This window comes from Saccharopolyspora sp. NPDC050389, assembly GCF_040655595.1.
Taxonomy (GTDB): Bacteria; Actinomycetota; Actinomycetes; order Mycobacteriales; family Pseudonocardiaceae; genus Saccharopolyspora.
In genome coordinates this window covers 14,283-39,211 of the sequence record NZ_JBFAKG010000009.1, presented here as the reverse complement: position 1 = coordinate 39,211, position 24,929 = coordinate 14,283, and the positions used below count along the sequence as shown (strand labels likewise).

At 70.4% G+C, this 24,929-nt stretch carries 25 protein-coding genes and 1 pseudogene; 12 read left to right on the top strand and 14 right to left on the bottom strand.

The annotated features are described in order from the left end of the window. Positions 1 to 186 precede the first annotated feature (186 nt). The 4 genes from AB0I53_RS08090 to AB0I53_RS08075 all read left to right on the top strand — a co-directional run bounded on the left by AB0I53_RS08090 (position 187) and on the right by AB0I53_RS08075 (position 3,589). Complete coding sequence (locus AB0I53_RS08090; protein WP_358598293.1) at positions 187 to 1,644, top strand: MFS transporter; 1,458 nt, start codon at positions 187 to 189, stop codon at positions 1,642 to 1,644. 347 nt (positions 1,645 to 1,991) lie between these two features. Next, on the top strand, positions 1,992 to 2,459 hold the full coding sequence (locus tag AB0I53_RS08085) for a hypothetical protein (RefSeq protein WP_358598290.1): 468 nt from the start codon (positions 1,992 to 1,994) through the stop codon (positions 2,457 to 2,459). Then, a complete protein-coding gene (locus tag AB0I53_RS08080; RefSeq protein ID WP_358598287.1) occupies positions 2,456 to 2,590 on the top strand; it encodes a hypothetical protein in 135 nt (44 codons plus the stop codon). The genes AB0I53_RS08085 and AB0I53_RS08080 overlap by 4 nt, the downstream gene beginning before the upstream one ends. Positions 2,591 to 2,629: 39 nt before the next feature. Next, positions 2,630 to 3,589: a recombinase family protein gene (locus AB0I53_RS08075; RefSeq protein ID WP_358598284.1), complete on the top strand. Its 960-nt coding sequence runs from the start codon at positions 2,630 to 2,632 to the stop codon at positions 3,587 to 3,589. A gap of 82 nt (positions 3,590 to 3,671) precedes the next feature. Here the strand turns inward: AB0I53_RS08075 and AB0I53_RS08070 are convergent, their stop codons facing one another. The 3 genes from AB0I53_RS08070 to AB0I53_RS08060 form a co-directional block, all read right to left on the bottom strand. Next, positions 3,672 to 3,899: a sigma factor gene (locus tag AB0I53_RS08070; RefSeq protein WP_358598281.1), complete on the bottom strand. Its 228-nt coding sequence runs from the start codon at positions 3,897 to 3,899 to the stop codon at positions 3,672 to 3,674. After that, positions 3,896 to 4,585, bottom strand: a complete 690-nt coding sequence (locus AB0I53_RS08065) for a hypothetical protein (protein WP_358598278.1) — start codon at positions 4,583 to 4,585, stop codon at positions 3,896 to 3,898. Before AB0I53_RS08065 ends, AB0I53_RS08070 begins: the two co-directional genes overlap by 4 nt. 123 nt (positions 4,586 to 4,708) lie before the next feature. Beyond that, positions 4,709 to 5,254 (bottom strand): DUF1697 domain-containing protein, encoded by a 546-nt coding sequence (locus AB0I53_RS08060; RefSeq protein ID WP_358598275.1) that lies wholly within the window; start codon positions 5,252 to 5,254, stop codon positions 4,709 to 4,711. A 59-nt stretch (positions 5,255 to 5,313) separates the two neighbouring features. Here AB0I53_RS08060 and AB0I53_RS08055 point away from each other — a divergent pair, with 59 nt between their 5' ends. Continuing rightward, on the top strand, positions 5,314 to 5,700 hold the full coding sequence (locus AB0I53_RS08055; protein WP_358598272.1) for a hypothetical protein: 387 nt from the start codon (positions 5,314 to 5,316) through the stop codon (positions 5,698 to 5,700). A gap of 49 nt (positions 5,701 to 5,749) precedes the next feature. Further along, positions 5,750 to 7,024 carry a cellulase family glycosylhydrolase gene (locus AB0I53_RS08050; protein ID WP_358598269.1) on the top strand — a complete coding sequence of 425 codons (1,275 nt, stop codon included), beginning with the start codon at positions 5,750 to 5,752 and terminating at the stop codon, positions 7,022 to 7,024. On the opposite strand, the gene AB0I53_RS08045 is transcribed toward AB0I53_RS08050, so the two are convergent. After that, positions 6,925 to 7,386, bottom strand: a complete 462-nt coding sequence (locus AB0I53_RS08045; RefSeq protein ID WP_358598267.1) for an STAS domain-containing protein — start codon at positions 7,384 to 7,386, stop codon at positions 6,925 to 6,927. The two genes, AB0I53_RS08050 and AB0I53_RS08045, sit on opposite strands and share 100 nt — an antisense overlap. Before the next feature lie 313 nt (positions 7,387 to 7,699). Between AB0I53_RS08045 and AB0I53_RS08040 the strand changes: the two genes are divergently transcribed. Further along, entirely contained in the window at positions 7,700 to 8,233 is a 534-nt protein-coding gene (locus AB0I53_RS08040) for an adenylate kinase (RefSeq protein WP_358598264.1), read from the top strand. Between the two features lie 7 nt (positions 8,234 to 8,240). Here the strand turns inward: AB0I53_RS08040 and AB0I53_RS08035 are convergent, their stop codons facing one another. Together AB0I53_RS08035 and AB0I53_RS08030 are read right to left on the bottom strand one after the other, a co-directional pair. Next, entirely contained in the window at positions 8,241 to 10,640 is a 2,400-nt protein-coding gene (locus tag AB0I53_RS08035) for an ATP-dependent Clp protease ATP-binding subunit (RefSeq protein WP_358598261.1), read from the bottom strand. Positions 10,641 to 10,948: 308 nt separating this feature from the next. After that, positions 10,949 to 11,236: a hypothetical protein gene (locus AB0I53_RS08030; protein ID WP_358598259.1), complete on the bottom strand. Its 288-nt coding sequence runs from the start codon at positions 11,234 to 11,236 to the stop codon at positions 10,949 to 10,951. Positions 11,237 to 11,645: 409 nt separating this feature from the next. On the opposite strand from AB0I53_RS08030, the gene AB0I53_RS08025 reads away from it, so the two are divergent. Beyond that, a complete protein-coding gene (locus AB0I53_RS08025) occupies positions 11,646 to 12,047 on the top strand; it encodes a GNAT family N-acetyltransferase (protein ID WP_358598661.1) in 402 nt (133 codons plus the stop codon). Between the two features lie 16 nt (positions 12,048 to 12,063). Here AB0I53_RS08025 and AB0I53_RS08020 read toward each other — a convergent pair whose 3' ends face one another. Next, positions 12,064 to 12,939 (bottom strand): helix-turn-helix transcriptional regulator, encoded by an 876-nt coding sequence (locus AB0I53_RS08020; protein WP_358598257.1) that lies wholly within the window; start codon positions 12,937 to 12,939, stop codon positions 12,064 to 12,066. A gap of 149 nt (positions 12,940 to 13,088) precedes the next feature. On the opposite strand from AB0I53_RS08020, the gene AB0I53_RS08015 reads away from it, so the two are divergent. Then, the gene (locus tag AB0I53_RS08015) at positions 13,089 to 14,159 is read left to right on the top strand and encodes an MFS transporter (protein ID WP_358598254.1); all 1,071 of its coding nucleotides are present in this window, start codon (positions 13,089 to 13,091) and stop codon (positions 14,157 to 14,159) included. A 17-nt stretch (positions 14,160 to 14,176) separates the two neighbouring features. After that, positions 14,177 to 15,004 carry an alpha/beta hydrolase gene (locus tag AB0I53_RS08010; RefSeq protein ID WP_358598251.1) on the top strand — a complete coding sequence of 276 codons (828 nt, stop codon included), beginning with the start codon at positions 14,177 to 14,179 and terminating at the stop codon, positions 15,002 to 15,004. 76 nt (positions 15,005 to 15,080) lie between these two features. On the opposite strand, the gene AB0I53_RS08005 is transcribed toward AB0I53_RS08010, so the two are convergent. The 5 genes and pseudogenes from AB0I53_RS08005 to AB0I53_RS07985 form a co-directional block, all read right to left on the bottom strand. After that, entirely contained in the window at positions 15,081 to 15,434 is a 354-nt protein-coding gene (locus AB0I53_RS08005; RefSeq protein ID WP_358598659.1) for a hypothetical protein, read from the bottom strand. 316 nt (positions 15,435 to 15,750) lie between these two features. Continuing rightward, positions 15,751 to 16,203, bottom strand: a pseudogene (locus AB0I53_RS08000) (FAD-dependent monooxygenase); the annotation flags it as partial. Positions 16,204 to 16,332: 129 nt separating this feature from the next. Further along, positions 16,333 to 16,956 carry a TetR family transcriptional regulator gene (locus AB0I53_RS07995; RefSeq protein ID WP_358598248.1) on the bottom strand — a complete coding sequence of 208 codons (624 nt, stop codon included), beginning with the start codon at positions 16,954 to 16,956 and terminating at the stop codon, positions 16,333 to 16,335. A 59-nt stretch (positions 16,957 to 17,015) separates the two neighbouring features. Beyond that, on the bottom strand, positions 17,016 to 17,669 hold the full coding sequence (locus AB0I53_RS07990; protein ID WP_358598656.1) for a phosphoribosyltransferase family protein: 654 nt from the start codon (positions 17,667 to 17,669) through the stop codon (positions 17,016 to 17,018). A gap of 104 nt (positions 17,670 to 17,773) precedes the next feature. Further along, complete coding sequence (locus AB0I53_RS07985) at positions 17,774 to 19,531, bottom strand: ABC-ATPase domain-containing protein (protein WP_358598245.1); 1,758 nt, start codon at positions 19,529 to 19,531, stop codon at positions 17,774 to 17,776. 353 nt (positions 19,532 to 19,884) lie between these two features. On the opposite strand from AB0I53_RS07985, the gene AB0I53_RS07980 reads away from it, so the two are divergent. Then, positions 19,885 to 20,658 (top strand): lysozyme, encoded by a 774-nt coding sequence (locus AB0I53_RS07980; protein ID WP_358598242.1) that lies wholly within the window; start codon positions 19,885 to 19,887, stop codon positions 20,656 to 20,658. 69 nt (positions 20,659 to 20,727) lie between these two features. Here AB0I53_RS07980 and AB0I53_RS07975 read toward each other — a convergent pair whose 3' ends face one another. Together AB0I53_RS07975 and AB0I53_RS07970 are read right to left on the bottom strand one after the other, a co-directional pair. Continuing rightward, positions 20,728 to 21,720, bottom strand: coding sequence for an LCP family protein (locus tag AB0I53_RS07975; protein WP_358598239.1), 993 nt, complete (start codon positions 21,718 to 21,720; stop codon positions 20,728 to 20,730). A 320-nt stretch (positions 21,721 to 22,040) separates the two neighbouring features. Next, entirely contained in the window at positions 22,041 to 23,297 is a 1,257-nt protein-coding gene (locus tag AB0I53_RS07970; RefSeq protein ID WP_358598237.1) for an aspartate aminotransferase family protein, read from the bottom strand. Between the two features lie 117 nt (positions 23,298 to 23,414). Here AB0I53_RS07970 and AB0I53_RS07965 point away from each other — a divergent pair, with 117 nt between their 5' ends. Then, positions 23,415 to 24,896: an NAD-dependent succinate-semialdehyde dehydrogenase gene (locus AB0I53_RS07965; RefSeq protein WP_358598234.1), complete on the top strand. Its 1,482-nt coding sequence runs from the start codon at positions 23,415 to 23,417 to the stop codon at positions 24,894 to 24,896. Positions 24,897 to 24,929: the final 33 nt, after the last annotated feature.

The window sequence follows — 24,929 nt, the reverse complement described above, 5'->3', positions numbered from 1 at the left end:
ACGAATCACGCCGTATTCGACCCAAAGGTCGAGGCCATAGGGACAACTTCGTCTGAGCCAACTTCCCGATGGCACCCTCCCCAGGCCGCCTCGCCCTACGACACGGCATGAGGACCGATCGAGTTCGCGTCACACCCCTGAGCACCCATGAATCCGACAGGCCCTGAACAACCATTGGAGTACGAAGTGACAGTCACGGAACCAGGAACGGGAGCGCCGGATACCGGCGTGCCCGCAGGTCGACGCCGGTGGGCGCTCGTTCTCCTTGCCGGAGCGCTGGCGCTGGACGTCAGCGGAGTTGCGGTCATCAATGCCGCGTTGCCCTCCATCGGTGATGAGTACAACATCGACGGCTCCACGCTGCAGTGGACGATGACGGCCTATGCCATTGCCTTTGCCGGGTTCCTCCTGCTCGGGGGCAGGGTCGCAGACGTCCTGGGCCGCAGGAAGATCTTCGCCGTGGGCGTCGCGCTCTTCGCCGCGGCCTCGCTGGGCGCCGCGCTCGCCCCGACCGTTGGGGTGCTGATCGCGGCTCGTGCACTGCAGGGGATCGGTGCAGCGCTGTCCGGCCCTGCGTCGCTTGCTCTGCTCAGCCAGATCTTTCCTGAAGGGCCGCAGCGGAACCGGGCGCTGGCGGTCTATGCGGCGACCGGCGGGTCCAGCTTCAGCGTCGGGCTGGTTGTCGGCGGGGCTCTCACCGACTTCCTTGGCTGGCGCTCGGTGTTCGCGGTCAGTGTTCTCGCCGGAGTTCTGATCCTGGCAGGGGTCCGGGCGCTGCTGCCTGCGGGCCGGCGCCAGCCGCGCCCCTTGGATATCCCGGGCGCGATCCTGGTCACTCTGGGTATAGGCCTGGTCGTGTACGGCGTGAGCGAGGGCAGTGAAGTCGGCTGGGGGTCCGCACCGGTGCTGGTCTCACTGGTGTTGGCCGTGATCGGGCTGGCGGGCTTCGTCGTGTGGGAGAAGGGGCGTACGGAGCCGTTGCTTCCGATGAGTATCTTCCGCAGCCGCTCGGTGAGGGCCGCCTCCCTCACCGGTGCTGTCTTCTACACCGGTGCTGGTGGGCTGCTGTTCTTCTCGCCGCTGTACGCGCAAGGGATACTCGGTTACTCGCCGTTCGAGTCTGCACTGGCCGTCCTGCCCGTGGGCGTGGTCGTGATCATCAGCTCGCAGATCGCCGGACATCTGATGTCGCCAGCGGCTTACAAGCCCCTGATGGCTGCCAGCCTGCTTCTCATCGGAACCGGCGTCACTCTGTGGGTGGGCACACCTCAGGACGGTTCGTACTGGGTGGACATGCTCCCCGGCATCGTGGTCATGAGCACCGGCCAGGGTTTGGGTTTCGGCGCGATGACGGCCGCCACGCTGGAGGGCCTGCCGCTCCATCAGCACGGAGTCGCTGGTGCGGTCAATGTGACCCGGCAACAGCGTCGGTTTGGCGATCTTGGTTGCTGTTTCGACCGGTGTCAGCGGCGGTGCCACAAATCCAGCCGATCAACTGTCAGGTTTCCACGCGGCATATTGGGTGGCGGGCGCCATCGGGCTCCTGGGTGGGCTGACCGTTCTGCTCACCAGGTTTCCCAAGATGGACACCACGCCATCAGCTTCCGAGGAGAGGCCGTGACAGTGCAAGCCGGACGTACCTGAACATGCCCGGCGGCCACGTCCCTGCCCCCTGATGAGGGCAGGACACGGGTCATACTCCGCTTCGGCCGCATCCTCCCGGCAGAGCCGCCCGAGTCCTCGGAGAGCGCGACGAGGCGGGTCGTCGGCTGATGGGCCGAAACGGCCGCCATCGGCCGTGGACGGTCACCACCTCGGGGGGCGATCGAGCTCACCGCCCCGCGGGTGAACAACAAGCGCACCGACGAGATGCTGTCCGAACAGCGCGAACGGGACTGAACGCGGCCGGGCAGCGGAGGGGGACGCGCTGAGCGGCACAACGAGCCGGGAGCACCAGCGCGCAGCGGCCCGGCAGCTGGCTGGGCGGGCACGTGAGGTCCAGCGCGTGGACGGGGGCTGGGCGGCGGCGCGAGCTGCTGCGGCGGATCAGCCGGGGCCAGTACGGGCGACGGAAGGGCTGGCCCCACGTCCCCGAACTCAGTTCGCCGTGGCAGGACACGGTCGCCGCGGAGCGGGACGGATGGCGCACGCGCGCGGCCAACCTGGACGGCGAGGGCGATCACGCGTTCGCTGTCGATTACCGCGTCTGCCGCCGCCGCCGGCTCGGCTGGGTCGAGAACCCGTACACCCCCGAGCATCTCCAGCGGTGCGGGCTGGCCTCCGCGGGGCTGGCCGCCCTGCGCCAGAAGTACGGGCTGTCCTGGCACACGCTCGGCGGCCGCGGACGGGACTCCCACGCTTTCTGGGGGCGGCGCCGGTGTGCCAGGCGGCTACCAGCAGCGCGAGGTCTGCCCGCACGTCCCCCACGGGTGAGACCGCACCGTACGCCCGTCCGGTGACCGGAGGCGGCTGGGAAAAGTCGCGCTACCTCGCCCAGGACGCCGAGGACCGGGCTGCGGATGCCCGTGCCGCCGCCGAGGCCCTGGCCGCCGAGTGCGGCGATCCCACCCCAGCGCCCCGCAGAACGTGAACTACCTGTCTTCCGCCGTTGTTTCATAGGTGACCACTCATGAAACAGGCGCTCTCCGGCGGCCCACCTGCGGCGATCATGTTTCATGAGTTGTTGCAAACGGCCGGACACCTGAAACACCCTCATGAAACGCTCTGGGTCGTGAGCGACGACTTCAAGCGCGTGGAAGCCAACGACTGCCCGATGTCCACCTGTGCCGTCCTGGCGGGCTCGCCCTGCCGCACCGGCAAGGGCAAGGTGGCCGCGCAGTACCACACCGCCCGCTTCCGCCTCGTGCCGCAACTCTCCAAGGCGCTCAACGTGCCCACCCCTGCCCTGCGCAAGCCCGGCTCGGCGTGGGCCGAGCTACCCCGCCCGGTGAACGCCGTCAAGCCGGTCGGGCACATCCGTATCGGGTACGCCCGTGCGTCCACCGCCCGGCAATCCCTCGACGCACAGCTCGACTCTCTCGCCGAGGCCGGGGTCACCCGCATCTTCTCGGAGAAGATCTCCACCCGTGCCACCACCCGGCCCGAGCTGGACAAGGCCGTTGCTCTCGCCGGTGAACTGCGCGCCTCCGGCGTCCGCGTCACCCTCGTCGTCCACGAGCACAAACGGCTCGGCCGAGGCATCGAACTGGCGACGCTAACCGAAGAGTTGAAGGCCAGCGACGTCGGCCTGGAATTCCTCACCGGGGAACTCCAGGGCTCGCACGACCCCTCCGGCATCGTGTTCACCGTGCTGGCCGCCCTCTCTGGCAGCGAACGCGAGTACATCCGCGACCGTACCCTCGAAGGCCACGAATCCGCCCGCACCCGCGGCAAGACCATCGGCGGCGCCAGCGTCGCCGACCCCGACATGCTCGCCATGGCCCTCCACCTGCGCGAGCAGGAACTGAGCCTGCGCGACATCGCCGCCCGCCTCATCATCACCACCGGCAAGAAAAAGGGCCAGCACCCCTCACCCGCCACCGTGATGCGGATGCTGCGCGAGCACGACGAGCAGACGGCCGGCGTCTGATGGCTGGCCCTCGCGCCAGATTCAGACCCGAGCCTCACCCAGCGCTACATGTCCGTTCGCCGTAGCTATACGAGAACAGGGCCTAGTCCTCGCGTCGCCGCCTCGCCGCGCGGAGCTGGTTGAGCGATTGCCGGGTGACGACCTGCGCGAGGTACGCGCGCGGGTTCGCCACGTCACGCGGATCGGTGTCGCTCCACCGGAGGTAGCTGTCCTGCAGCACGTCCTCGGCGTCGGCCGCGCTGCCGAGGATCTCGTACGCGATGGTGAAAAGCAGCGGCCGGTACTCGGCGAAGACCGCGTCGGAGCTCATCGGACCGCCTTTTCCTCGCCCGCACGGGTCGGCTGGGGCCTTGGTAGCCATCGGTAGGTGGCGGGCTTCCTCCTGATCGACGCCACCGTCGAACGGCAGACGAACTCCTTGACCACCGCGGCGGGCCGGCCGGACAGCATGAACCGGCGCGGGCTGTCGTCCGCGCGGGCGGCCTGGATGAGCGCGGCGCGGCGCCCCAGACTCACCGCTTGCCCGCCGAGCCCGACCGACAGCGACCCGGGTTCCTGGCCCCGGATCAGGGCCAGCACCGTGTCCGCGCCGTGCGCGCCCATGGGTATCGCCGCCTGGCAGCTCATCCGGAGATGGACGGCCACACCCGTCGGCGGCGCGGCCGCATCGCCGACTCCCACGATCCGCGGATGGTCCACGCACACGAGGGTCTCGTCGGTGAGCAGCCGGGCATGCTCGTCGACCGGAAGTCCGCTTCGCAACGCGAGATCGGGCACCTCGAACGAACCGGCCCATATCGTGCAGTCGCTCGCGACGACGTTCCCGTCGTCGGTGCCCGCCGCGTGCTGGTGCAACCGGAGCCGCTCGACGAACCGAGAACGCGGGTTCACCACCGTGACCTCGACGTCGCGATGTCCCGCGGCCGCGATCCGGTTCACCGCCATCACTCCGGCGTATCCCGCGCCGACCACCACGACCTGCAGGCGCCCAGCCATCGCACGTCTCCTCTCGCTGCGGTGCCACTAAACCCTGGGACACCGCGCGAAGCTCAACCGTGACACGAGGTCACTGTGCGCTGGGCCACGCCCGACTCCCGGCCGCGACGAGGGCGGACGCGGTCATGCTCGCTGCCGGGCGAGGCCGGCCAGTGCGATGACCGTCTTCCAGTTGCGGGCGGTGAGGCTGACCCCGAGCCGCTTCTCCAGGTAGGCGGCGGTGACTTTGCTCCGGCCCGCCCCGGCCGGGTAGTGCAGGTAGAGCTCCCGCCCGGCCAGGTGGAGTTCTTCGGGCGCACCGTCGGGCACGGTCAGCTGCGCGGCATGGCCGGCGTCGGGTTCGGCGGCCAGGAACGCCACGTGCAGCTTGGTGTGGTCGCTTTGCCCTTCCTGGAACGGGTGGCGCGCGGCGATGCCGGTGATCTCGGCGCCGGTGCGCACCATGACCGGAGTGTCCACGCCGAGTTCACCGGCCAGCCGCCGCCGCAAATCCGCCGCCACGGCCTCGGGGTCGGCGCGATCGGAGGTGAAGACCACGTTGCCGCTCTGCAGGTACGTCGCGACCTCGCCGTGCCCGGCCGCGGTGACGAGGTCGCGCAGGTCGGCCATGGCGACGCGACCGCGGCCACCGAGGTTGACCGCGCGCAGCAGCGCGATGTAGGTGTGCACGGCGGGAATCCTGCCATCTTCCGGCAGGTCCGGGCGGCCTGTTCCTAAGATGATCGTCCATGGTCGTCCCTTCCTCAGCCCCGCTTCCGGTCGTCACGATCGGGGACATCGTGTGCACCCGGACGGAGGTCATGACGCCCTCGGGCACGGCACCGGTGGGCGAGGTGGCGTGGACGTTCACCGACATGAGCCGCACGACCCGCGCGATCCCGGCGTGGGCGATCGTGCTGTGCGTGCTGTTCGTCTTCGCCTGCTTCCTGGGCCTGTTGTTCCTGCTGGCGAAGGAGGAACGCACCGAGGGATGGGTGCAGATCGGGGTGCAGGGGCCGCGGCTGCTGCACTTCACGCAGATCGCGGTGACCTCGCCGATGGCGGTCGCCGACCTCAACGCGCGGGTGAACACGGCGCGGGCGGTGTCGTTCCAGGCCGGGCAGCAGCTCAACTAATCGCGAAACCTCTTCGCATTTTGTGGTGGGTTGGTTACCGTCGCCGACCATGCCCCTCCGGCGCTGGATGACCACGCTCGCCGCGCTCACACTCACCCTCGGCATGGCCGCGCCCGCCCACGCCGAACCCACCACCCGACCGCTGACCGACCTCGACGGACGACCACTGCACGTCTCCGGATTCAACAACGGCAACAGCGCCAAAAACGCCGCCGACGCCATGCCCTGGACCGGACCCGACGACATCGCCGCCGAAGCCACCAAGATCGGCTCCAACTCCGTACGCCTGCTGATCTTCTGGTCCAAAGTCGAACCGGCCCCCGGCACCTACGACGACACCTACCTCGACGACATCGCCGAACGCATCGACTGGTACTCCCGCTCAGGCATGCACGTCGTCCTCGACATGCACCAGGACATGTGGGGACCCGCCGTCACCGGCAACGACCGCAACAACGGCGCACCAGCATGGGCCACCCACTTCGACGGCCTCCCCGCCGAAGTGCAAGACCCCTGGCCCCTGACCTACCCGCAACCCGGCGTCACCCGCGCCTTCGACCACTTCTGGGGCACCACCGGCAAACACCCGGAACTGGCCGAACACTTCACCAAAGCCTGGCAGCACGTCGCACAACGCTTCGCCACCGACCGGCGCGTCCTCGGCTTCGACCTCATCAACGAACCCTGGGGCGGCAGCGTCCCATCACCACTGTTCGAACAACACCTGCTCGGCCCGCTCTACCAGCGCACCATCGATGCCATCCGCGAAGTCGACGACACCCACTGGATCTTCGTCGAACCACAAGCCCTCGGCGTCAACCAAGGCCTGCCCTCAGCACTCCCACCGCTGACCGACCCCCGAGAAGGCGAAGCACGCATCGGCTACGCCCCACACCTCTACCCGCTCCTCCTCGACAGCGGCCAGACCTACACCGGGCTGACCCGCACCCTCACCCTCGCCACCATCAAGCAGTGGTTCGCCACCAACACCAACACCGCACAACGGCTCGGCGCACCACTGATCATCGGCGAATTCGGCCTCGACGCCACGAAACCCGGCGCCCTCGACTACGTCGACGACGTCCGCGCCGAAGCCGACAAGGCAGGCGCCGGCTGGTGGTACTGGTCCAACGACCCAGGCGGCTGGGCGCACCCGACGGCGGCTGGGCACCCCTGGCCGACCACCTCGCCCGCAACAACGACGGCTGAAGCCCTACCGAGGCGTCACCCACGCGCCTCGGCGACGGCTTCGGCCGCCGTAGCCCGGCACACGAACCGCTCACGCAACCCGGTGATCGTCAGCAGCCGCAGCACCGCACCATGACCAGGAACCACGAACAACCTGGTCCGGCGGTGCTCGGCGCGACGCTGCGCGTGCAACAACAGCTCGACAGCCGCACTGCTGGCGAAGGACACCTCCGAAACATCCACAACGATGGCCTGCAAAGCAGCGGCCGTCAGCCGCTGCCGGATCAGCTCGGTAAGCCTGGGCACCGTGGCAAGATCGATCTCACCACCGATGCGAACCACCACAACGCCCGGAACAGGCCACTCCACGGCCAGCCGCAACGCGGACGTGCACATCGGATGCGCGACGATCGGATCGTCGCTGGCGCGCGGCGCGACGATCGCGTGGCCCGTGCCCACCCACGCGGCCGGTGACATGCCTGATCTGGAGACGATCACGCTACCTCCCCTGGTTGCGTATCGACGGTTCGGTTGGCCACGGGACCGGGAACTCGCCGCTGCGCTCAACGCAAGGGGTACGCCGTGGCGGCTGCTCAACCGCACCTCCCACCGTAGGAGCCGCCGCCCGACCCAAACAAGGCTCGCCACGTTCGTGTGACATTCGGTCTCGATCAGGTGGCAGCGAGGCGGCAACGCACCCAAATACCGACCAGCCGGGCGACATTCCACCCCGCCGCCCGCGCCACCCAGTCACACAGAGTGACCGCGAAATGGGGCGTTCCGGCACCCGCAACACGCTAAGCTGCCGACCATGCCGGCAGGCCCCGCCCAACGCATCGTCGTCTACGGCGTGACGGGATCCGGTAAATCAACCGCGGCAAGCCGCATCAGCGAAGCCACCGGACTCCCGTGGCACTCCGTGGACGACCTCACCTGGGAACCCGGCTGGGTCGAAGTCCCGGCAACCGAACAACGCGACAAGATCCAAGCCATCTGCACCCAGCAGGAATGGATCCTCGACTCCGCCTACGGCAAATGGCTCGACATCCCCTTCGCCCGCGCCGACCTCATCGTCGCCCTGGACTACCCCCGCTGGCTGTCCCTGAGCCGCCTGCTCCGACGCAGCATCGCCCGCGTCATCACCAAGACCACCGTCTGCAACGGAAACCGCGAAACCATCCGCACCCTCCTCGCACACGACTCGATCCTGCGCTGGCACTTCCGGTCCTTCCACACCAAACGCGCCCGAATCCGGCAATGGGCCACCAACCCCCACGGCCCCACCGTCTACCGGTTCCGACGCCCCAAAGACCTCACCACCTGGATCAACACGCTCCACCACTGAACCGCGATCACCCGAACACGCTGTGCCGCTGAACCGGCTGCGAACTCTCCACCTCGGCACGCTCCACCGGCGCCGCATGCCGACCACCCGACACCGGCTCCCACACCGACGTCACCGCCAGCGACAACTCCCCATCAGCCACATCCACCGACACCTGATCACCCGCCGACACCGTGCCGGCCAGCACCATCGACGCCAACCGGTTGTCCAACTCCCGGGCGATCACCCGCCGCAACGGCCGCGCCCCGAACTCCGGCTGATACCCCCGATCCACCAACCAATCCAAACCGGCCTCACCCACGACCAACCGAATGCCCTTGGACTCCAACTGCGCACCGGTGCGCTCCAACAACAACGACGCGATCCGCCGCAACTGCTCCGCACCCAACGGCCGGAACACCACCACATCATCGATCCGGTTGATGAACTCCGGCCGGAAGAACGCCCGCAACTCCTCCAGCACCACCACCGCCGACTCCCCCGCATCGGCACCCGCATCCAGCACCCGATCAGCCCCGATGTTCGAGGTCATGATCACCACCACGTTGCGGAAATCCACCAGCCGACCCTGCGAATCGGTCAGCCGCCCCGCATCCAACACCTGCAGCAACGTGTTGAACACATCCGGATGCGCCTTCTCCACCTCATCCAGCAACACCACCGAATACGGCTGCCGCCGCACCCGATCCGTCAACTGCCCCGCCTCGCCATAACCCACATACCCCGGCGGCGCCCCCACCAGCCGCGACACCGTGTGCTTCTCCTGGAACTCCCCCATGTCCAACCGCAACAACCGCTGCGCATCACCGAACAACGCGTGCGCCAACGCCCGCGCCAACTCCGTCTTGCCCACACCGGTGGGCCCCAAGAACAAGAAACTCCCGATCGGCCGATCCGGATCCGCCAAACCCGCCCGAGCCCGACGCACCGCCTCGGCCACCGACGCCACCGCCGCATCCTGACCGACCACCCGCGACCGCAACTGCTGCTCCAACTCCAGCAACCGCTGCACGTCCTGCGCGCTCACGTCCGCCACCGGAATCCCGGTCCGCGACGCCACCACATCCGCCACGTCGTCGGCGACCACCGTCGGCTCGAACACCGCCGACTCCCGCACCTCACCACCACGCCGCAACCGCACCCGCGAACACGCCTGATCCAGCAGATCCACCGCCTTGTCCGGCAAGAACCGATCCGCGATGTAGCGCTGCGACAACTCCGCCGCCGCCGACAACGCACCATCATCGATGCGCACCCGGTGATGCCGCTGGTACTTCTCCCGCAACCCCTCCAGCACCACCACCGTCTCGGCCACCGACGGCTCCCCCACCATGATCGGCGCGAACCGGCGCTCCAACGCCGGATCCTTCTCCACGTGCCGCCGGTACTCCTCCACGGTCGTCGCCCCGATCAACCGCACATCACCACGCGCCAACGCCGGCTTCAGCATCGTGCCCGCATCCATCGAACCCTCACCCGCACCGGCCCCCACGATGCTGTGCACCTCGTCGATGAACACCAGCACGTCCTCCCGATGCGCCCGGATCTCCGTCAGCACATCCCGGAACCGCTGCTCGAACTCTCCCCGGTACTTCGCCCCGGCCACCATCCCCGCCAGGTCCAGCGACACCACCCGCATGTCCGCCAACGACCACGGCACCGCGCCCTCGACGATCCGCCGCGCCAGCCCCTCCACGATCGCGGTCTTGCCCACCCCCGGATCCCCCACGAACACCGGGTTGTTCTTCGACCGCCGACCCAGCACCTCGATCGCCTGCTCGATCTCGGCATCCCGGCCCACCACCGGATCCAGCTTCCCGGCCCGCGCCAACTCCGTCAGATCCAACCCGAACTCGTCCAGCCGCGGCGTCACGCTCAACACCGACCGAGCCCCACCCCGATCACCCAACTCGATCGCCCGCGCCAACGCCCTCCCGGCCACCGAATCCGCATCCGCGGCCAACCCCAACACCAGATGCCGCGCCCCCACCACGTCGACACCCTCGCCCAACGCCTGCTGATAAGCCCCCAGCAACGCCCGCCGAGCCGCCGACGACAACCCCGCACGGCCCACCGCCCCAGAATCCTGCGCCACCACCGCCGACCGCACCGCGGCCGCCAACTCCTCCACCCGCACCCCGGAGGACACCAGCAACTCCGCCGTCGCCGGAACCTGCGTCACCGCCCACAGCAGATGCGCACCGTCCAACTCCCGGCTGCCCCAGTCCACAGTGGCCCGAACCGCCTTCGACACCACCTCATGCGCCTGCGCATCCAGCAACGTGCCCAACGCCAGACCGCGCTCCGACGCCGAAGCATCCCCCGACGCCCCCGAGAACACCTCGCTGAACAGCGAATCAAAGGCGGCAGAGGAATCACCGACACTGCCGCGAACCAAAGGGGCCACCTCCACACGCACACGCAGGCCCCGCCTGCAACCGAACTCCAGCAGCAGACCAGCACTCGGCACCCGCACGGCAGGACCGGCGCCCGACCGCCGATCCCACCAGCGCGCCCACCGGCAGCACCGCGCTGATCCCCACGACCGCGCTACCGAGCCCGCGCCCCGGATCACCTACCGGATCCGCGAGGCACGACTCGATCATCGCAGTCGTGATGTTGGCACCAACATACTGAGAGGCCCGCAACAGCCGTGCAGCACCACTGTGGTCGCTCCCGGCACCGCACCGACGGTGCTCGCCCGCGTGCCCCGGGTCAGCTCGCGCGCTTCTGCGCCTTCTCGATCGCGTCGGCCAACCGGGTCAGCTCCTTGCCGATGTGCGACAGGCGCTCCGACATCACGCTGGCGTGCCCGGACAGCGGGCCGGCGTGCCCCGCGGCCCGCAGCCACTCGGTCACCCCGCCGCACCCGACGGCCATGCCCTCGACCGTCAACGAGAACCCGCGCATCACCTGCTCGATCTCCTCGACGCTGTGCGGCACAGCGGGATCGCGCAGGCGATCGCCCAGCGCGGCGGCGGCCTCGCCGACCTGCCACGCCACCTCGGCCGAATAGCCCGACTCGCCGGAATCGGCACTCCGTCTCGTCCCCGACCGCCGAGGTGGCGTGTGCCTACCCGCCTGCGTCGGCGTGTTGTCGGAATGTCCAGCGGCAGTCATAACGAACCAATCAACCCGAGACGGACACCTAGCTCCACCCCGACGCGCCAGAAGCCCCCCGACCGGTGGCGCAAGTCCACCCGTTTCCCGGTTCTCCGCAGCGCAGGAGTAGGTGCCGCGAGGTTATCGCGTAGTGGCCTCGGTTGGTGCAGGTTGGTCCGCAGGATTAATTTTGATCAACACTGAAACCATGGGAACTATCAAAATAAATGCTGTGCCAACGCGATCCCAGCGGTCGCTCAGCGCCGGAAAAGCGATTTCCTCCCCGGTTGTGGGCTGGGACGATCGCGTGGTGGAGATCGACTACCGCTGGCGGGCCGAGACCGCCGACGACGAACTCATCGCCCTGACCATCTCGCACGGCGGCACGGCCGAGCCCGGCTGGTGGGACCGGGTGCGCGCGCACAGCCTGGGCTGGGTGACCGCGCGGCTGCCCGACGAAGCGCTGATCGGTTTCGTCAACGTCGCCTGGGACGGCGGTGACCACGCCTTCCTGCTCGACACCAAGGTCCGGCCGGACCACCAGCATCGCAGCATCGGAACGGAACTCGTGCGGCGCGCGGCGGAGGCCGCCCAGCGGGCCGGCTGCACCTGGTTGCACGTCGACTTCGAGCCGCACCTGCGCGGCTTCTACTTCGACTCCTGCGGCTTCCGCCCCACGGACGCAGGCCTGATCCTCCTGGCGGATCGCTGACGCGCCGCGCCCCGGATCAGCCGGGCAGCGACGCGCCCACCCTGGACTCCCCGCTGATGGAGGTTCCCAGCAGCCGCAGCGCGGCCTCCGAAGGCGAACCCGGTTCCGCGGTGAACAAATCCAGCCGCTGATCCTGCTGGTCCGGCACCTGCAGCGCCTGGTACTCCAGCTCCAGCGGCCCGACCAGCGGATGCCGCAGCCGCTTGCAGCCGTGGGTGCAGTCGCGCACCCGCCGCCGGCCCCACAGTTCCGCGAACTCGGGGCTCTTCATCGAAAGCTCCCCGACCAACGCCGCGATCAGCGGTTCATCCGGGTAGCGGCCGGCGACCAACCGCAGGTAGGCGACGTGCCCACGCGCCTCATCGGTCCACTGCGGATAGAGCTCGCAGGTGTGCGGATCGAGGAACAGCATGCGCGACAGGCTCGGCCGGTCCGCCGTCCGGTTCGGGCTGCCGGAGTCCAGGTGCCCCGCCAGCAACGCGTGCCCGAGCCGGTTCCAGGCCAGCACGTCGTTGCGGCGGCCGATCACCAGCGCGGGCACCGCGTCCATCGAGCCCAGCAGGTGCCGCATCCGCGGCCGCACCGACTCCGGTCGCGGCGCCCGCCGCTTCGCGCGCACCGGCCGCGCCAGGTTCCGCAGGTGCACCTGCTCGGTGTCGTCCAGGCGCAACGCGCGCGCGATCGCGTCGAGCACCTCTGCCGAGACGTTGCGGCTCTGCCCCTGCTCCAAGCGCGTGTAGTACGCGACGCTCACGCCCGCCAGCTGCGCCAGCTCCTCGCGGCGCAGGCCTGGGACCCGCCGCCGCATCCCGTAGGACACCAGGCCCACGTCCTCGGGTTTCAGCCGCGCCCGCCTCGACCGCAGGAAGGCCCCGAGCTCACCATCGTCCACATCGGCCAGTCTGCCCGACCCGCGGCACCGCAACCTGACCCTGCCAGGGGTACGCACCGCACTCCTACGAAACGGCGAGGCCTGGGTAACCCCGCCACCGCGACCGAGGCTTGCCGGGTCAACACCAACCGGCACGAAAGGCCGTCGCCATGCCCCTGGCCCTGCTCGCCCTGGCCATCAGCGCGTTCGGGATCGGCACCACCGAATTCATCACCAACCGCCTGCTGCCCGACCTCGCCGCGGCGTTCGGCGTGTCCATCCCCACCGCGGGCCTGCTCACCTCCGGCTACGCCCTCGCCCCCACCTACGGCGTGCTGATGGCCGGACGGGTCGTGTCCGCGCTAGCCCACGGCGCGTTCTTCGGTGTCGGCTCCGTCGTGGCCGCCGGCCTGGTCGACGCCCGCAAGAAGGCCAGCGCGATTGCGCTGATGTTCACCGGGCTGACGCTGGCCAATGTCCTCGGCATGCCGATGGGCACCCTGCTCGGCCAGCAGTTCGGCTGGCGCTCGGCGTTCTGGGGCGTGACCGCGCTCGGTGTCGTCGGCCTGATCGGCATCGCCGCCCTGGTGCCCCACCAACCCGCCGAACCGGGCAGCGGCCTGCGCGGCGAACTCGCCGCCTTCCGCCGCCCGCAGGTGTGGCTGGCGCTGGCTGTCACCGCGATCGGCTTCAGCGGCCTGCTCACCTCGTTCACCTACGTCGCCCCGATGCTGACCGACGTGGCGGGCTTCTCCCCCGCAAGCATCGCCTGGCTGCTGGCGATCTACGGAGCCGGGCTGGTCGTAGGCACCTACCTCGGTGGCAAGGCCGCCGACCGGGCGCTGCTGCCCACGATCTTCACGCTCCTGGCCGCACTGGCTGCCGTCCTAGCGCTGTTCCCCGCGACACTGCACCACCCTGTCGCGGCCGTGGTCGCGCTGTTCGTGCTGGGCGCGGTCGGATTCGGCACGATCCCGCCCCTGCAGATGCGCGTGATGCAGCTGGCCGGCGGCGCGGCGACGCTCGTCTCGGCCGCCAACATCACCGCGTTCAACCTCGGCGCCGCCGCCGGAGCGTGGCTCGGCGGACTCGCCATCGACGCCGGCTTCGGCTACGCCTCCCCCAACTGGGTCGGAGCCGGGCTGACCGCGGCAGGCCTGGTCCTCGCCATCGCCACCGCAGACCTGCGCCGCACCAACAGGCGTCCCGCATCCGCGGACCGCGCCCCGGCCCACCACTGACCACAAAGGACACCAACGTGCCGACCACCACCATCGGAAGCAGCACCGTCGACTACCGCAGCACCGGCTCCGGTCCCGGGCTGCTGCTCATCCACGGCACCGGAGCCGACGCCGAGAGCAACTGGACCGAGCTGATCAACAGCGTCGCCGCCCGCTTCACCGCCGTCGCGGTCAACCTTCCCGGATCAGGCCGCACCCCGGCTTCACCCGAGCCCCTCGACATCGTCACCCTCGCCGACCAGGCCGCCGCCACCGCAGCCGCGGCGGGACTAGCCGACTTCCACGTCGTGGGGCACTCGCTGGGGGCCATGATCGCCACCGCCGTCGCCACCGCCGTCGCCACCCGCCACGGGACCCGGGTGCGTTCCCTGGTGGCCCACGCGGGCTGGGCACGAAGCGGCGCGAGGGAGCAGTTCCAGTTCGGCCTGTGGGCAAGCCTGCTGCGGACCGATCCGGAGCTGCTGGCCCGGCACCTTCAGCTCACCGCCATGGGCCCGGCCACCCTCGCCGGTCGAGACGCCGACGAGTTCGAGCAGGCGGTCACCGGATTCACCGACATGCTGAGCCGACAGCAGCTGCAGCCGCTGATCGAGCTCGACGCCCACGTGGACATCCGCTCGCTGCTCGGCTCGATCACGGCGCCCTCGCTGGTCCTGGCCGGCCGCGACGACCAGATCGTGCCCGTCGCCCACCAGCACGAACTGGCCCGCGCGATTCCCGGCGCGGTCTACCGGGAGCTGCCCGGTGGACACGGTCTGCCGTTCGAGGACCCGGCCGTCTTCACCGCGGCCATCGCCGACTGGTTGGACGGCCAGGAATCCGCGACTTCCGAGGCGAGGCGTTGATCAGCGGCGGCTGACAGGCTTCCCCGGCGCGCCGGGGAAGCCACTGCCCACAATGGACGATCAGCGGTTTCCCCGGTCAGGCGCGGGCGGTCGCCGCGACGCCGAACCACCGCTCGGCGGCGGTCTGGAGCGCATCCAGCTCGGTGGCATCCGGACAGAGTGATGCCGATGCCCACGCCACGTAGCAGTCCGGCCGGAGGAGCAGGGCGGTGGCGCCGATGTCGGCTCCGTCGAGCCGCCCGCGGATCACGTCCGCCTGGTCGTGGTGCCCGGCGAGCGTTCCCGGCGATCCGTCCTCGGTCAGGTCGATCAGCAGCGGGCGCGCGCTGCGGGTCAGCTCCGCCAGCCGCACCGGCCCGGTTTCGGTGTGCAGCGCAAGTTCCGGGGCGCACCGGCCGATGAGCGGGTGGAGGCCGGCGGCGGCTCCCATGTCGTAGCGGACGTCGGCGCCGGCGGTGAGATCCGCGATGTGCTGGATGGTGGCGGGGATCGTCGAGCAGCTCGGTGAACAGTTCGCGCAGGGCGGTGACGTCGCTGCCCGGGGCGATCAGCGGGTCCTGCCCGGGCAACGGCGCGTATCCGAACCCGCCGTGCTCGGTGCGGTGCGGCAGGAACGGCAGGATCGCGCCGCTGCCGGGCACGTTCAGCGCGCCGGTCGTGGGATCCACCCACTCCGCGGGAACGGTGGCGTCGGCCGTCCGGTTCGTCGTCCGGTCGTAGCTGACGCCGGGAAAGCCGATGCCGGCGCGCTTGCGGACGACGCTGTGGGCACCGTCCGCGCCGACCAGGTACCGGGCCCGCAGCCGGTACGGCCCGTCCGGGCCCGTGACCTCGACCGTGACGACGTCGTCGTCCTGCGACAGGCCGGTGACCTCATGTCCCCGGCGGATGTCGGTGCCCAGCTCGACGGCCCGCTGCGCCAGGACTTCCACGATGCGGCGTTGCGGCACGGCCAGGTTGTAGACGGGGCTGTCCGCCAGCAGGCCCAGGTTCAGGCTCATCCCGGCGAACATGAAGTAGGCGGAGTTCGGCTGCGGTGGTTGCGGGCTGCCGCTGAGCCGCTCGTGCAGTCCTCGGCGGTCGACCATCTTCACCACCTGGCCGACGAGGCCGTTGGCCTTCGGCTCGTCGCTGGGCGCGGTCAGTCGCTCCAGCACGATCGGCCGCAGCCCGGCCAGGCCCAGCTCGCAGGCCAGCATCAGCCCGTTCGGGCCGCCGCCGGCGATGACGACATCGGCGATCATCGGGGATTCGCTCCGTTCGTTCGAGAGGAAAAGGGCAGGACGAATCGGCCCGGCCGCGACCGGGCCGAGCGATTCCGTCGCGTTTCAGGGAGTCGGGAGGCCCGCCGCGATCCGGGCGAGCGCCTCGCGCAGCAGCGGTACGGCGGAGCCGTGCGGGTCTTCGCGCAGCCAGTGCGTCACGGCCGTGGCGCTGCCCGCGCCGACCACCGCGGCGACCAGTTGCGGGTACAGGTCGTGCGCCACGTCGGTGCCGGTGCGTTCGGCGATGGCCTTGGCCAGTTCGTCCTGCGCGGTCGCGTTCGCCTTGAGGACCTCGCCCTGCACCGCTGGTTCGGCGAGCATGAGCCGCAGCCTGTCGATCCAGCCCGGGTCGCGGGCCTGCTGGTCGTCCGGTGCCGGCGCGAACTGGGCCTGCACCGCGCTGCCGATCGCGTCCCACAACGGTTCGGTGGCCGGTCGCGCGCGCAGCTCGTCGGCGATCCGCAGGGCGCGTTCGAGGTGGCTGGCGACGATGGCCTCGGCCTTGCCGGCGAAGTAGTTCCGGAAGGTTCGCGGGGAGACGTTCGCCGCCGCGGCGATGTCGTCCGCGGTGACGTCCTGCCATCCGCGTTCGACGACCAGGCGGATCGCCGCCCGGCTCAGCGCGAGGCGTGTTTCGCGCTTCTTGCGCTCCCTCAGCCCGATGCGGGCGTCGTCTTCGGTGGCCATGCCGACCACAGTAGCAAATCTTGCCAAATTTGCAAGATTTCCAAATTGGCATGTTTATGTCAGTCGAAGTCGTGGAGGATCTCGAAGATCTCCTCGTCGGTGGTGGCGTTGAAGTCGCGGTACCACTGCCCCACCGCGGCGAAGCCGACCGGCTGCAGCACGCACACCACCACGTCGGCTTCCGCGCGCAGCGCGGCGACCGCGTCCGGCGCCCCCACCGGGACGGCCAGCACCACGTTGCGCGGCGCCGACTCGCGCAGCATCCGCACCGCCGCGCGGGCCGTGGCCCCGGTGGCCAGCCCGTCGTCGACCAGCACCACGTCACGCCCAGCCATCGGCAGCGGTTCGCCGCGCTGGAACAACCGCTCCCGGCGCCGCGCCTCGGTCCGCTCCCGCTCGCAGGCCGCCTGCAGCGTCCGCTCGTCGAGGTGGAACGAGCGCACCAGCTGCGGGTCGTAGCTCGCCGGGCCGTCGGCGGTCACCGCACCGACGGCGAGCTCCGGCTGGCTCGGCGCGCCGATCTTGCGGGCCACGCAGACCCGCAGCGGCGCCTTCAGCACGCGAGCCACCTCGGCGGCCACCGGCACCCCTCCCCTGGCCAACCCGAGGACCACGGGATCGACCAGCTCCAGTCCGGTCATCCGCTGGGCCAGGACCCGGCCGGCGTGCCGGCGATCGGCGTAACCGGCGGTGGTTCGTTCCGGGAAACTCATGCGAGGCATCGCTCGCCTCCCGTCCGCCGCGCGTGCGCACGACAGCACATCGGGTAAACCACTCGCCTCGATGATGCCCGTCCGCCGCCGCTGGGCAAACCTCCTCACGTGCGAAAACCGGCCACCCGCAGCACCCGGAGCCGGTTCAGCGCGGCCGCCAGCTCGAAGCGCCGCGGCACGGCGAAGTCCCCCACGTAGCGCTCGTCGACGGCCGCGACGCCGCGCTCGGCGACGTCCGCAGCGAAAGCATCGAGCACCTCCGCGACGGTGCGGGCGCCATCCAGCACTCCGCGCCGCGCGCAGCTGACCAGCGCCAGGCCGATCCCGGTGACCTGCGCGGGGTCGACGACCTGCTCGACGCCGCGCAGTTCCACAGTGGATTCGCCCAGAGTCAGCGCGTCCACCCCGCGGGCGCGGACCTTCGGGCGTTCGGTGGGGATCGAGCGCGGATCCACCACGCGGTGGCGGGCCGGCGGGAACGCCTGGGCTTCCGAGCGGCGGCCGGTGGGCGCGGCGGCCAGCTGCTTGGCGCGCTCGGTGACGTCGCGGGCGCGGTAGGCGTCGAGCATCAGCACCTGGTCGGCGACGTCCATGTAGTCCCCGGAGCCGCCCATCACCAGCACCGTCGACACCCCGTGCGCGGCGTGCAGCGGCCGGATCAGGTCGACGAACGGCGTCAGCGGCTCGGACTCCTTGGCCACCAGCGCCTGCATCCGGGCGTCGCGGATCATCAGGTTCGTCGCCGCGGTGTCCTCGTCGACCAGCAGCACCTTCGCCCCGGCCTCCACCGCCTCCACGATCGCGGCCGCCTGCGAGGTCGAGCCGGAGGCGTTGTCGGTGGAGAAGTCGGTGGTGTCGGCGCCGGTGGGCAGGTGGCTGACGAACGGGCTGACGTCCACGCGGTGCACCCGCCGCCCGTCCTCGGCGCGCACCTTGACGGTGTCCTCGCGGCACACCACCAGTTCCCGGCCGTCGCCGGGAACGTGGTCGTAGACGCCGAACTCCAGCGCGCGCAGCAGCGTGGACTTGCCGTGGAACCCGCCGCCGACGATCAGGGTGATCCCCTCGGGCACTCCCATGCCGCGCACCCGGCCCCGATTGGGCAGCTCCACCTCGACGCGCAGCGACTCCGGCGAGGCGAACGGCACCCCGTCGGTCAGCGGCCGCTCGTCGACGCCGCTGCGCCGGGGCAGCATCGCGCCGTCGGCGACGAACGCCACCAAGCCCAGCTCCGGCAGCATCCGGCGCAGCGCGTCGGTGTCCTCAATGGAGTCCACGAACTCCCGCAGCCGCCGCTGGTCGGCCGTCGCCCAGCGCAGCGCGGCCTCCACCACGTCGGGCAGCTCGTCGCACAACGCCTGCTCCGCCTGCCTGCCGTCGATGGTCCGGCCGCGCCCCGGCAGGTCGATGCCGAGGCGCAGCACCACCGTTGCGCCGACGATCTGGCAGGCGCTGCGATCCAGCACCTCCTGCCGGCCGGCGTCGACCCGCAACCGGCTGTCGCCGAGCCTGCGGTGCGCCGCTCGCACCAGGTATCCGGCCAGCGCCCGCGCGCGCACCGGCGTCGACCACAACTGCTCGGGGAAACCCGCGACCGCCGGATCGACCCGGACCTCGCAGCGGCTGGCCGGCGCGAACGGGTCCGGCTGCACGCGCTGGATCTCCAGGGTGAACCCGCCGAAGGACCAGCGGCCGCTCAAGGACTTGTAGCGGCCGTAGCTCGCGCCGTGCATGGCGCGCAGTTCCTGCCCCAGCGCTTGCTCGTCGCCGCGATCACCGCGGGGCCGCTCGTCGCGCCGGCGATCACCCGGCCCCCGATCCCTGTACCGCCCCGCTCCGGGACCGCCCGTTCGCTGTGCCATGCCCGAGACCTACCGGACGGGCCGCCGATTCTCCAATCGGGAGACCTGGATCACTCCGGATGCCACCACAGTGGACGCACGCAGTGTCCACATGGGGCAAATCCGGCGAAACGCCGTGCCGGGACCCAGCGGGCCCGCAAACTGCGGGTTATTCTCCCAACGCGCAAGATCCGCTACCCCACCCGGTCCGACACCTCGGACTCTCGGTCCCACTCGACGACGATGCCTGTTTTGGTGAGGAGGCGAGTGCAGTGCTCTGCAAATCCCGCGGTCCGGTCGGCAGCCGCAATCGGCGACGCCTGGCCCGCAACGTTTCCCGCCGTCCACGTAGGACCGCGGCCCTTCTCGCGGCGATGATCGCCGCAGCGGCGCTGGCCGGTGGCACGGCCCACGCCGAGCAGTCGCCCACCACGCCGCGGCTGAGCCCCGAAGATCCCAACGGCGCGTGGGCGGGCTACAGCGTGGAAGGCGGCCGCGACGCCCAACCGCGTTACCTCCCCGCCGGTGCGGTGTCCGGAATGGACGTCAGCGGCCATCAGGGCGACGTCGACTGGCCCCGGGCCTGGGCCGACGGCGCCCGGTTCGCCTACGTCAAGGCCACCGAGGGCACCGGTTTCCGCAATGCCCGCTTCGCCCAGCAGTACGACGGTTCCCACGACGTCGGCATGACCCGCGGCTCCTACCACTTCGGGCTGCCGGACCGCTCCAACGGCCACGACCAGGCCAACTTCTTCGTCGACAACGGCGGTGGCTGGCACCGCGACGGGCGCACCCTGCCCGGGGCGCTGGACATCGAGTACAACCCCTACGGCGAGGCCTGCTACGGCCTGGACCCGGCCGCGATGTCGCGGTGGATCGCCGACTTCAGCAACACCTACCACGGCCGGACCGGGCGCTTCCCGGTCATCTACACCACGACCAACTGGTGGAACCGCTGCACCGCGTCCAACCCGGACTTCGCCCCGAACAACCCGCTGTGGATCGCCCGCTACGGGTCCGACCTCGGCGCGCTGCCGGCCGGCTGGAACTACCAGACCATCTGGCAGCACAACGACAAGGGCACCTTCCCCGGTGGGCAGGACACCTTCAACGGCAGCAGCAAGCAGCTCAAGCGATTCATCTCCTGACCGTCCCTCCCAACGGCGATGCGGGCCGCTCCGGACTTCCGGAGCGGCCCGCATCGTTCGTCGCGCGGTCTACTTGTTGAGCAGGTCCGGCGGGATGGGTTGGTCGTTGGCGATCGCGTCGAACATGCGGCCGGCGTCCTTGGAGTCCCAGACGATCACCGAGCCACCGTCGGAGTCCCTGCCGAAGCGCCCGAACGGGGCACTGGTGGTCACGCCCTCCCCGCCGCTGATGTCGCCCATCGCCAGCCCCAGCGACGCCAGGTGCCACAGGTGGTCGCTGTCGTTGACCACGAACGTTCCGCTCGCGCTGGAGGCCAGCGGGAACAGCCGGAACGGGTTGAACAGCGTCGACGGGCTGGTCGCCTTGTTGACCAGGGCGCCCAGCAGTTTGCGCTGGTTCTCCGCCCGCTCCAGGTCACCGCCCTTGAGCGAGTAGCGCGCCCGTACGAAGGCCAGCGCCTGCGGGCCGTCCAGCTCCTGGCAGCCGGCCGGCAGGTGCGCGTTGGCCATCTCGTCGTCCATCGGCTTGTCCAGGCAGATCTCGACCCCGCCGACGGCGTTGACCAGGTCGGCGAACCCGCCGAAGCCGATTTCCGCGTAGTGGTCGATGTGCACCCCGGTGGCCTTCTCCACGGTCTCGGCCAGCAGCTGCGGCCCGCCGAAGGAGAACGCCGCGTTGAGCTTGGTCTTGCCGTGCCCCGGGATTTCCACGTACGAGTCGCGAGGCAGGCTGATCAGCGCCGGCTGGCCGCCGCCGCTGGGGATGTGCACCAGCATCACGCTGTCGGTGCGCTGCCCGCCGGCGTCGCCGGCCGACAGTTCTTCGCGCTGCGCCTCATCGAGGCCTTCACGGCTGTCGGAGCCGACCAGCAGCCAGTTGGAGCCGGACGAGTCCGGGGCCTGGCCGCCGAACGACAGCGCGTCGGTGCGCTGCAGCATGCTGTCGAAGTAGATCACCAGGCCGCCCAGCAGCAGCACCAGCACCACCAGCGTGATGCCGATGCGCCGGCCCCACCGCTTCTGCTTGCGCCGCGGCGGCAGCGGTGGCGGTTCGTCGTCCACCGGCCGCCGGGGACCTCGATGCGGCGGAGGCGGCGGACGCCGTCCCGGCGGCGGCCCGCTCGGGGCGCCCCGGTAGTAGTCGTACCTCTCGCCGCCGCTTTGCGGCCTCCGGCTCCTCGGCGGTTGCCCCGCCGACCAGTCGCTCATGCACACACCCGCGTCGGTCCGATCCGGCGCGCCCCGCACGCGCCGGTTTGGCGTGAAGCATCGCAGACGACCGCAGGGGAATCACCCACCGCTACCGAACGGTGATCGGAGACCACTCGTTTCGGCTGGTGGTGGGCGTGAGCGCGACCTCACACCCACCACAGCCGGGGTGGTCAGCCGTTGACGGCGTCGCGCACCGATTCCGCCCACAGCCCGACGGCGTCGTCGACCTGTTCGGCGGTGACGATCAGCGGCGGGATCATCCGCACCACGTTGCCGTGCGGGCCGCAGGTAAGCAGCAGCAGCCCGCGCTGGGCGGCGGCCTGGTGCGCGCGGGTGGCCGTCGCGGTGTCCGGTGCGCCCTCGGGAGTGCTGAACTCGTTGCCGAGCATCAGGCCCAGCCCGCGCACGTCGCCGATCACCGGGTGTTCGGCGGCGACCTTGCGCAGGCCTTCCTGCAGCCGGGCGCCCTGTTCGGCGGCGTTTTCGACGAGCTGCTCGTCCCGCACCACGTCGAGGGTGGCCAGCGCCGCCGCGGCGGCCACCGCGTTGCCGCCGTAGGTGCCGCCCTGCGAGCCGGGCCAGGCCTGGCTCATCAGCGCCTCCGACGCGGCGATGGCCGACAGCGGGAAGCCGCTGGCCAGGCCCTTGGCGGTGATCAGGATGTCGGGGCGGATGCCAGCGTGGTCGTGGCCCCAGAACCGGCCGGTGCGCCCGACGCCGGTCTGCACCTCGTCGACGATCAGCAGGATGCCGTGCCGGTCGGCGCGTTCCCGCAGGCCGGCGAGGAACTCCGGCGGCGCGGGGATGTAGCCGCCCTCGCCGAGCACCGGTTCGATGATGATCGCGGCGGTGTCGCGCGGGGAGCTGACGGTGACCAGCAGCTGGTCGAACTCGGCCAGCGCGTAGCGCACCGCGTCGGCCTCGCTGCAGCGGTGCCGGTAGGCCTCGGGGAACGGGGTGAACACGACGCCGGGCATCATCGGGCCGATCCCGGCCCGCACCTTCACCCCGGAGCTGGTGAGCGCGCCGGCGCCCATCGTGCGCCCGTGGAAGCCACCCTGGAAGGCGACGATGTTCTGCCGTCCGGTGGCCTGGCGGGCCAGCCGGACCGAGGCCTCCACCGCTTCGCTGCCGGAGTTGACGTAGAACAGCCGGTCCAGGCCGTCCGGCAGCACTTCGCCGAGGCGTTCGGTCAGCCGCAGCAGGGGCCGGTGCATGACGGTCGTGTACTGGCCGTGGATGAGGGTACCCACCTGGCGCTGGGCTGCCTCGACCACGCGCGGGTGGCAGTGTCCCGTGCTGGTGACCCCGATCCCGGCGGTGAAGTCCAGGTAGCGGCGATCCTGCTCGTCGTAGAGGTAGACGCCTTCACCGCGGGCGGCCAGGACCGGCGTGGCCTGCTTCAGCACCGGCGAGAGCTCAGCCATGATCGACTCCAAGCTTAGAGACGTGCAGAATGTAGGATTGTTGACAATCTCCGCTGACATGCAACCATCACCGAGCGTCGCTGTCCACTACCCGAGGCAGAAGGGTTCGCCGTTGCCATGACGATCTCAACCGAACAGCACCCACGAGAGGCCGCCGTCGTCGACGCCGCGCCCAAGCAACTGCTCATCGGCGGCAAATGGCGCGACGCCGACGGAGACCGCAGCTTCGAGGTCGAAGATCCCTCCACCGGCCGGGCGCTGTGCTCGGTCGCCGACGCCTCCCCGCACGACGGGCTGGCGGCGCTGGCGGCCGCGGCCGACGCCCAGCCGCAGTGGGCCAAGCACCCGCCCCGCGAGCGCGGCGAGATCCTGCGCCGAGCCTTCGAGCTGATCATGCAGCGGCACGAGGACCTCGCGCTGCTGATGACGCTGGAGATGGGCAAGCCGCTGACCGAGTCGCGCGCCGAGGTCACCTACGCGGCGGAGTTCTTCCGCTGGTTCTCCGAGGAGGCCGTGCGCATCGGCGGCGACTACGCGGTGGCGCCCAACGGCAGCGGCCGGTTCCTGGTGATGCGCCAGCCGGTCGGCCCGGCGCTGCTGATCACCCCGTGGAACTTCCCGATGGCGATGGGCACCCGCAAGATCGGCCCGGCCATCGCCGCGGGCTGCACCTCGGTGATCAAGCCGGCGCACCAGACGCCGCTGTCGATGCTGGCGCTGGCCGAGATCCTCATCGAGGCCGGGCTGCCCGACGGCGTCCTCAACGTGGTCACCTCGCGCAGCGCGGGCAAGCTGATGGAGCCGATGATCCGCGACGGCCGCGCCCGCAAGCTGTCGTTCACCGGTTCCACCGCGGTGGGCCGCAAACTCATCGAGCAGTCCGCCGACCAGGTGCTCAAGGTGTCGCTGGAGCTGGGCGGCAACGCGCCGTTCCTGGTCTTCCCCGACGCCGACCTGGACGCCGCGGTCGACGGCGCGATGCTGGCCAAGATGCGCAACATCGGCGAGGCCTGCACGGCGGCCAACCGGTTCTACGTGCACGCCGACGTCGCCGCGGAGTTCTCCCGGCGGCTGGCCGAGCGGATGAGCGGCCTGCGGGTGGGCCGCGGCGTCACCGACGAGGTCCAGGTGGGCCCGCTGATCGACGACACACAGCTGGGCAAGGTCACCGAACTGGTCGCCGACGCCGTGCAGCTCGGCGCCGAGGTCGTCACCGGCGGCGCCGGCCGCGACGGCGACGGCTACTTCTACCAGCCGACCGTGCTGACGAACGTGCCGGTGGAGGCCCGGATGGGCCGGGAGGAGATCTTCGGGCCGGTCGCGCCGATCACCACCTTCACCGACGAGCAGGCCGCCGTCGCCCAGGCCAACGACACCGAGTACGGCCTGGTCAGCTACCTCTACACCCGCGATCTGCAGCGCGGCCTGCGTGTGTCGGAGGCGCTGGAGAGCGGCATGGTCGGCCTCAACCAGGGCATCGTGTCCAACCCGGCGGCGCCCTTCGGCGGCGTGAAGCACTCCGGGCTGGGGCGCGAAGGCGGCAAGTTCGGCATCGACGAGTTCCTGGAAACCAAGTACGTCGCCGTCGGCGGCCTCTGAGCAAGGATGCGGGGCGGGTTTCCTCCGTCGTGG

Bases quoted from the DNA above. Each gene is read 5' to 3' on its own strand.
- AB0I53_RS08075 (WP_358598284.1), top strand. From the start codon at position 2,630: ATGAAACAGGCGCTCTCCGGCGGCCCACCTGCGGCGATCATGTTTCAT.
- AB0I53_RS08070 (WP_358598281.1), bottom strand. From the start codon at position 3,899: ATGAGCTCCGACGCGGTCTTCGCCGAGTACCGGCCGCTGCTTTTCACC.
- AB0I53_RS08065 (WP_358598278.1), bottom strand. From the start codon at position 4,585: ATGGCTGGGCGCCTGCAGGTCGTGGTGGTCGGCGCGGGATACGCCGGA.
- AB0I53_RS08055 (WP_358598272.1), top strand. From the start codon at position 5,314: ATGGTCGTCCCTTCCTCAGCCCCGCTTCCGGTCGTCACGATCGGGGAC.
- AB0I53_RS08050 (WP_358598269.1), top strand. From the start codon at position 5,750: ATGCCCCTCCGGCGCTGGATGACCACGCTCGCCGCGCTCACACTCACC.
- AB0I53_RS08040 (WP_358598264.1), top strand. From the start codon at position 7,700: ATGCCGGCAGGCCCCGCCCAACGCATCGTCGTCTACGGCGTGACGGGA.
- AB0I53_RS08015 (WP_358598254.1), top strand. From the start codon at position 13,089: ATGCCCCTGGCCCTGCTCGCCCTGGCCATCAGCGCGTTCGGGATCGGC.
- AB0I53_RS08005 (WP_358598659.1), bottom strand. From the start codon at position 15,434: ATGGGAGCCGCCGCCGGCCTCCACCCGCTCATCGGCCGGTGCGCCCCG.
- AB0I53_RS07995 (WP_358598248.1), bottom strand. From the start codon at position 16,956: ATGGCCACCGAAGACGACGCCCGCATCGGGCTGAGGGAGCGCAAGAAG.
- AB0I53_RS07990 (WP_358598656.1), bottom strand. From the start codon at position 17,669: ATGAGTTTCCCGGAACGAACCACCGCCGGTTACGCCGATCGCCGGCAC.
- AB0I53_RS07985 (WP_358598245.1), bottom strand. From the start codon at position 19,531: ATGGCACAGCGAACGGGCGGTCCCGGAGCGGGGCGGTACAGGGATCGG.
- AB0I53_RS07980 (WP_358598242.1), top strand. From the start codon at position 19,885: ATGATCGCCGCAGCGGCGCTGGCCGGTGGCACGGCCCACGCCGAGCAG.
- AB0I53_RS07970 (WP_358598237.1), bottom strand. From the start codon at position 23,297: ATGGCTGAGCTCTCGCCGGTGCTGAAGCAGGCCACGCCGGTCCTGGCC.
- AB0I53_RS07965 (WP_358598234.1), top strand. From the start codon at position 23,415: ATGACGATCTCAACCGAACAGCACCCACGAGAGGCCGCCGTCGTCGAC.